Source organism: Paenibacillus sp. FSL R7-0216, assembly GCF_037969915.1.
GTDB lineage: Bacteria > Bacillota > Bacilli > Paenibacillales > Paenibacillaceae > Fontibacillus > Fontibacillus rhizolycopersici.
Window position 1 is genome coordinate 5,213,199 of record NZ_CP150222.1, and the last position, 6,758, is coordinate 5,219,956.

The following is a 6,758-nucleotide window of genomic DNA, read 5'->3' on the forward strand; positions in this document are numbered from 1 at the left end:
AGCGCCTCTTTCCCTCCTACGTTCCTCCAGTTTGCGGGAGCCCAGAGGGCAGCAGGCCCTCGGACGCCCTCCCTTACGGTAAGGGAGGGGTGGGGTGGGTTGAGGCCTGGGGATAAAAAAATGACGTCCCCCAGCTTACGCCGAGCAAACGTCATTGCGTCTCATTCATTTACTATGCTTCAGAGTAATAACGACCCGCCGGTTCGGCTCTTCGCCTTTACTGTAAGTTTTGACCTCCGGGTGATCCTGAAGTTTGGAATGAATCACTTTGCGCTCCTGCGGCGACATCGGTTCGAGCGTAACCTCTTTACGCGTTCGAACGACCCGTCCGGCCAATCTGACGGCAAGCTCCTCCAGCGTTTTCTTCCGGCGTTCCCGGAAGTTTTCGGCATCGAGGACGATGCGGATGAAGCTGTCGGAATAACGGTTAGCGATGATATTCGCCAAATATTGCAGCGCGTCGAGGGTTTGCCCTCTCCGCCCGATCATTAAACCCAAATCATGGCCCGAAATGTTCAACACGGTATGGTCTTTGCCATGGGAGACTTCGACTTTGACGTCCAAGCCCATGTTTACGCCGACCTCCCGGATGAATGACGCCGCCTCCGCGTAGGGATCCTTCTCGCTTCCCGCCGCCTTCTCCTCTATCACGGAAGCAGACGAACGAGGTGCCGAAGCAGCCCTATTCGGGGTGGGTACTGATACAGGGGCAGGTTCCTCAACCAAAGTAAGCTCAACCTTTGCTTCCTTTCCCCCAAACAGTCCCAGGAATCCTTTTGATGGCTGCTCTAACACGTTCACGGCGACATTATCCTCGGTGGTGCCGAGCTTGGCCAATCCTTGTCTTACAGCATCTTCAATGGTTTTTCCCGACGTCACGATTTTATTCATTTCGATTTTTTGGCCTCCTTGGCACCCTTACCGGGATGACCGGCTTTTAGATTGGAGCCGCCTCGCTTCTTGTTCCCAGAGCCGGAAGATGAACCGCCGCCGCCTGCTGTAACAGCAGCCGCAGCCAAAGCCGGATCTTTCTTACGGTAGATAAAGAAGTTTTGCGCAATTGTGTACAGGTTACTGAAAATCCAGTACAACGGCAACGCAGCGGCGAAATTGTACGCCATGACAAAAATCAAAATCGGATAGACCCACATCATAAACGCCATCGGGCCTTGCATGCCCTGCGGATTCACGCTCGACATCATCTTCGTTTGAATAAAAGTCGTCAGAGCCGCGACCGCCGGCAAGATAAACAATTTGTCAGGTTCGCCGAGCTGCAGCCACAGGAAGGAATGCTCTCGGATCGCCGAGTTGTAGTAAATCGAATTATACAACGCAATGAACACCGGCATCTGAATGATCAACGGGAAACAACCCGCCATCGGATTGACCTTGTGTTCCTGGAATAGCTTCATGGTCTCCTGCTGTTGTAGCTCCGGATTATCTTTATATTGCTCACGGATTTTCTGGAGCTGAGGCTGAATGGCCTGCATCGCTTTCGAACTCTTGACCTGCTTCAGTGTCAAAGGCAGGATCAACGTCCGAACGATCAGCACCATAATCAAAATCGCTACGCCATAAGCACCATTAAACCATTTTGCAAACGTATCCAGTACGAGCGAGAAATAGTAAACCACGTTCGCGGTCCACCACGAATTGCTATCCTTCATATTTTCCGTCGTGGTTGCCAAATGAGCATTCTGCGGAGCGCATCCCGCGAGAACCGCTACCATCACGACCGCCAGAAGGAGAAGAAGCCATCTTCTTCGGTTAGTCATCAATCGCGACACTTTAAAACCCCTCTCTTAACCTATCCATTCAACGTAAATCATAACATATTTGAAGGGACAAAGAAACAAGCCTGCCTAACGCCCGGAAGCCCGCAGCAGCGAAGCTTTTCGAAGCACGTGAAGCACGCTTTTTTCGAGGTCCTTATATTCCATTCCAACGGCCCCATTACGCACGATCAGGATCAGGTCGACATGGTCGCGAATTTCCGTTTCATGCAGTCGGACGATCTCCTTTAACATCCGCCGCATCCGGTTGCGAACGACGGCATTTCCGATTTTTTTGCTGGCCGATACCCCCAGGCGAAAACGTTCAATATCCGGTTTATTGGACCAGTACACCACCAGCTGACGATTCGCAAAGGACTTACCAAACCGGTAGATGCGGTTAAAATCGGCGCGGTTTCTCAATCGAAGTTGTTTATGCACGAGCAATCTCCTTGATTCATCACTTCTAAATTAGTATTGACCAAACGTCGCCGTAACTCTCGCGCTAGGCTCAAGTATAAAAAAAAGACCACCGTGGTGGTCTTTACGCACGCTTTACGCACTCAGTACTTTTCTGCCTTTGAGACGACGAGCAGCTAGAACCTTGCGGCCGTTTTTCGTGCTCATTCTTTTGCGGAAACCGTGAACCTTTTTACGTTTGCTCACATTCGGTTTGAAAGTTGGTTTCATTTATCGCACCCCCTTACAGGATTATCATTATCTGTATGTTTACCATTTTCATATCCACAGAAAATGCCTTTATACATTTAACCACACCGCCTAGTAAAAGTCAACCGAACTTCCCTCGCCATCTCCCGCTATTCCCTTCCCATTATCCACAATCCACAGCCCTCGTAACGAAAAAAAATCACGCTTCACTTTTCCACAGCCTTCCCGATAACCTCCTCGCATATAAGTTATGCACATGTGGAAAAGTACTTTCAACCGAAAGAACCCGTCAAGAAACGCCTTCTTGTAGATGGTTTACAGCCAAATCGAATCGGAGTATATTCAATTTATAAGTTGTATACAAGTATACAATAATTCGAAATGAGGTGCTTACTTCAATGAAATTAGGCATGATTGGACTTGGAAAAATGGGCTTTCATCTCGTTCTGAATCTGCTGGAGCACGGACATGACGTTGTGGCTCATGACATGAATCCGCGGTCAGTTGCAGGCGCGGCCGAAAAAGGCGCGGTCCCCGCCGCCAACCTGGAGGAACTCGTCGCTGCTCTAGAAACGCCAAGATTCATATGGGTAATGGTTCCGGCCGGTGCTCCGCTGCGCTCAGTCGTCGATCAGCTAACCCCTTTGTTAGAACCGGGCGATGTCGTCATTGACGGCGGAAATTCGCATTACAAAAACTCGCTGGAGTTATCGGAACAACTGGCGGCGCAGGGCATTCACTTCCTCGATGTCGGTACTTCCGGGGGGGTCGAAGGCGCGGAGCAAGGCGGCTGCTTTATGATCGGCGGCGAGGAAGAGGCCTTCCGGTTGATGGAACCGATCTTTCGTGATATCGCCGTTAGCGGCGGCTATCTATATGCCGGACCTTCCGGGAGCGGCCATTTTCTCAAAATGGTCCATAACGGAATTGAATATGGCATGATGCAGGCCATTGCCGAAGGCTTTGAGTTGCTCGACAAAAGCCCTTACGATTACGATTTCGAGCAGGTCGCCCGGGTATGGTCGAATGGTTCGGTCATTCGCAGCTGGCTGATGGAGCTGACGCAAAACGCTTTTGCCAAAGATCCGAAGCTGGAAGGGATCCGCGGTGTCATGCATTCTTCCGGAGAAGGCAAATGGACAGTTGAAACGGCGCTGGATCTGCAAGCAAACGCACCGGTGATCGCAATGTCGCTGTTCATGCGTTACCGTTCGCTCCAGGAGGACACGTTTCACGGCAAAGTAGTCGCGGCGCTGCGCAACGAATTTGGCGGACATGCGGTAGAATCGGCTAAATAAATCATTTAAATTCCTCCAAAAACCTAGAGCGAGATTCCCCATCCGACAAATTTCATGCTATGATCGAAGTATTTAGGTTTCATCGATCATCAAGCGGGATGACATCCCTTGGAATAGGAGAAATATCGCATGCAATACCCTTCTTCCTGGTTGAAAGGCAGTTCACTCGGCGAATCGATCGCCGCAGAGCTGCGGCTGCAAATCATAGCAGGTACGATCAAGCCGGGCGCGGTCCTGTCGGAAAATCGTATCGCCGCGGATTTCGGCACGAGCCGCTCCCCGGTCCGCGAGGCGCTAAAAACGCTCTCCGGCGAAGGTCTGATCCACCTACAACGCATGGGTGCGGTCGTCAATGGCCTTAGCTTGCAGGACGTGGACGAATTGTACGATGTTCGTTATTTAATTGAAAGCTTCGCCTCCCAGCGGATGGCGGAAGGTCCAGAGGCCCTGATTGCTCCGCTATCGCAAATCATCGATAAAATGGTCTTGGCCGGCAAACACCGGGACGTCGTAGAATTCGCCTATCAGGATCTCTGTTTTCACGAGACGATTATCGCTGGAGCGAACCATACCCGCATCATGCATCTTTGGACCAGCATCCGCCAAATCGTGATGACGGTCATGTTGATTACGACGCGGGAGGTTTTGTCGCAAGGTGAGGACAAAATCGACTATGTGATCGGGAAACACCGCAAGCTGTTGCAGGCATTAGAGTCCCGTGACGCCGACATTATCGGGCAGAACGTCGAGGAATACTTCGCCGACTCGCACCGCACGCTTCAGACGAGCATCCCTCAATAATTCGAGCTGGGACGGTACCCCGGGCCCTTTTGGCCGTTTATTCTTGTCGACAAGTATACAGAATGGGATTTGACCTCCTCGGGCTGAGCTTTATTTTTTGAGGCAAAACTCATTACAATGAAAATAAGAAGAATTGACTTGGAAAGAAGGTAGGATATGGGTTCTTTGACGCATATGATTGGCCTGGATATCGGCACGACCAGCACGAAAGCCGTGTTATATGAACGCAACGGTCAAGTGATCGCCACAGCCAATGAAGAATATCCGCTATACACGCCCTCCGCAGCGGTGGCGGAGCAGGATCCCGAGGAGATTTTTGCCGCGGTGATCGCGGTGGTGAGTCAAGTCATGAATACGAGCGGGATCGCTCCTGAACAGATTGGCTTCGTCTCCATCAGCTCAGCGATGCATAGCGTAATCCCGTTGGATGTCGAGGGCAAACCGCTGATGCGTTGTCTCACCTGGGCGGACAACCGCAGTGCGGACTGGTCAGAGAAGCTGAAGAACGAGCTGGGTGGTCACGAAATTTATCTGCGCACCGGCACGCCGATTCACCCGATGTCCCCGCTGACCAAGCTGCTTTGGCTGCGTCATGAACGGCCGGAACTGTTCGCACAAGCCCGCAAGTTCGTCTCCATTAAGGAATACATCTTCCTGAAGCTGTTCGGGGAGTACATCGTCGACTATTCGATCGCCTCGGCGACCGGCCTCCTGAATCTGGAGCGCCTGGATTGGGACGAAGAAGCGCTGCGGCTGGCCGGCATCACGCCAGATCAACTGTCGAAGCTCGTGCCGACGACGCACATCCTGCAAGGCCTGGCGCCAAGCTACGCCAGCGCCATGGGACTCGCACCCTCCACCCGCTTCGTCATTGGTGCCAGCGACGGCGTTCTGTCCAATCTTGGGGTCGATGCAATCGACCCCGGCGTCGTCGCCGTCACGATCGGTACCAGCGGGGCGATTCGCACCGTTGTCGACCGCCCAAGGACCGATCCCAAGGGCCGAATCTTCTGCTACGCGCTGACGGATAAGCACTGGGTAATCGGGGGGCCGGTCAACAATGGCGGCGTGATTTTCCGCTGGGTGCGGGACGAATTCGCCGCTTCCGAGGTAGAGACGGCGAAACGGCTGGGGATCAGCCCGTACGACGTGCTGACCAAGATCGGCGAGCGTGTCCGTCCGGGCGCGGACGGGCTGCTCTTCCATCCGTACCTGGCCGGCGAACGGGCACCGCTGTGGAATCCGCATGCGCGTGGATCCTTCTTCGGGCTGACGCTGCACCATCAGAAGGAACACATGATCCGGGCCGTGCTGGAAGGCGTGATTTACAACCTCTATACGGTACTTCTGGCGATGGAAGAACAAATCGGACGGCCGCAGAAAATCCAAGCGACGGGCGGCTTTGCCCGCTCCCCACTGTGGCGCCAAATGATGGCTGATATTTTCGACCAACAGGTCGTTATCCCGGAGAGCTATGAGAGCTCCTGCTTGGGCGCAGTAGTGCTCGGCTTGTATGCATTAGGGGAAATCGACTCCTTCGAAGTCGTCAAAGAAATGGTAGGTGGCACCCATCAGCATACGCCAAATCCGGAACATGCAGCAATTTATAAACAGCTGCTGCCGATCTATATTCGCATTTCGCGCAAGCTGGAGGAAGATTACGAGGCGATCGCCAAGTTCCAGCAGCAACAATCCGAACAATAATTCACTCGATGATAGATGATAAAAATCCGACCACCCGTAAGGGTTGGTCGGATTTTTATTTTTACCAAGAAGAACGAAGCTAACTGTCTATCCCTGCCGGTTGATTTATACACATCAAATTCGGTAGTTCGAGCTTTCTTGTAATAACCTGTGAATATTTTTTTTGAGATTTTGGGACTCCCTGTCGAATTTTAAACAAATTATAAACAATATGTAGTGGTGTGCATGATAATTATGCACAAGTTATTGAATTTGTGGATAAAAGCAGACAGCTCATTGAAAAACAGGCCTTCTTTTGCTATGATTATATTGTTTTCGTTGTGAATATCTAAGTTTATCCGCCGATTTATTAACAGGCTGTGGATAACATTGTGAACAATTCGAAATTTTATCGTTTTAAAATGATTATACTTTACTTAACACTGGGGATAAAATTCCCCTTTATTTATGTTTTTTCGACCTCTTTCTGCATGGCTTAAGCCACAATTGGAAGATTTAAAAGGAGTGACAGTCT

At 51.3% G+C, this 6,758-nt stretch carries 7 protein-coding genes; 3 read left to right on the plus strand and 4 right to left on the minus strand.

The window, feature by feature from the left end:
- Positions 1-165: 165 nt before the first annotated feature.
- From jag to rpmH, 4 genes are all read right to left on the minus strand, one after another.
- Positions 166-891 (minus strand): RNA-binding cell elongation regulator Jag/EloR, encoded by a 726-nt coding sequence (gene jag, locus MKZ15_RS24085; RefSeq protein ID WP_339818875.1) that lies wholly within the window; start codon positions 889-891, stop codon positions 166-168.
- A complete protein-coding gene (locus MKZ15_RS24090; protein WP_193417625.1) occupies positions 888-1,787 on the minus strand; it encodes a YidC/Oxa1 family membrane protein insertase in 900 nt (299 codons plus the stop codon). Before MKZ15_RS24090 ends, jag begins: the two co-directional genes overlap by 4 nt.
- Positions 1,788-1,862: 75 nt before the next feature.
- On the minus strand, positions 1,863-2,213 hold the full coding sequence (gene rnpA, locus MKZ15_RS24095; protein ID WP_339818878.1) for a ribonuclease P protein component: 351 nt from the start codon (positions 2,211-2,213) through the stop codon (positions 1,863-1,865).
- A 114-nt stretch (positions 2,214-2,327) separates the two neighbouring features.
- Positions 2,328-2,462 (minus strand): 50S ribosomal protein L34, encoded by a 135-nt coding sequence (rpmH, locus tag MKZ15_RS24100; RefSeq protein WP_009223341.1) that lies wholly within the window; start codon positions 2,460-2,462, stop codon positions 2,328-2,330.
- A gap of 377 nt (positions 2,463-2,839) precedes the next feature.
- Here rpmH and gnd point away from each other — a divergent pair, with 377 nt between their 5' ends.
- From gnd to gntK, 3 genes are all read left to right on the plus strand, one after another.
- Positions 2,840-3,739, plus strand: coding sequence for a phosphogluconate dehydrogenase (NAD(+)-dependent, decarboxylating) (gene gnd, locus MKZ15_RS24105; protein WP_339818881.1), 900 nt, complete (start codon positions 2,840-2,842; stop codon positions 3,737-3,739).
- A gap of 129 nt (positions 3,740-3,868) precedes the next feature.
- Positions 3,869-4,540, plus strand: coding sequence for a GntR family transcriptional regulator (locus MKZ15_RS24110; protein ID WP_339818883.1), 672 nt, complete (start codon positions 3,869-3,871; stop codon positions 4,538-4,540).
- A 156-nt stretch (positions 4,541-4,696) separates the two neighbouring features.
- Entirely contained in the window at positions 4,697-6,244 is a 1,548-nt protein-coding gene (gntK, locus tag MKZ15_RS24115) for a gluconokinase (protein WP_339818885.1), read from the plus strand.
- Positions 6,245-6,758 lie beyond the last annotated feature (514 nt).

Coding starts and splice junctions, on each gene's coding strand:
- jag (WP_339818875.1), bottom strand. CDS start 891: ATGAATAAAATCGTGACGTCGGGAAAAACCATTGAAGATGCTGTAAGA.
- rpmH (WP_009223341.1), bottom strand. CDS start 2,462: ATGAAACCAACTTTCAAACCGAATGTGAGCAAACGTAAAAAGGTTCAC.
- gntK (WP_339818885.1), top strand. CDS start 4,697: ATGGGTTCTTTGACGCATATGATTGGCCTGGATATCGGCACGACCAGC.
- MKZ15_RS24110 (WP_339818883.1), top strand. CDS start 3,869: ATGCAATACCCTTCTTCCTGGTTGAAAGGCAGTTCACTCGGCGAATCG.
- gnd (WP_339818881.1), top strand. CDS start 2,840: ATGAAATTAGGCATGATTGGACTTGGAAAAATGGGCTTTCATCTCGTT.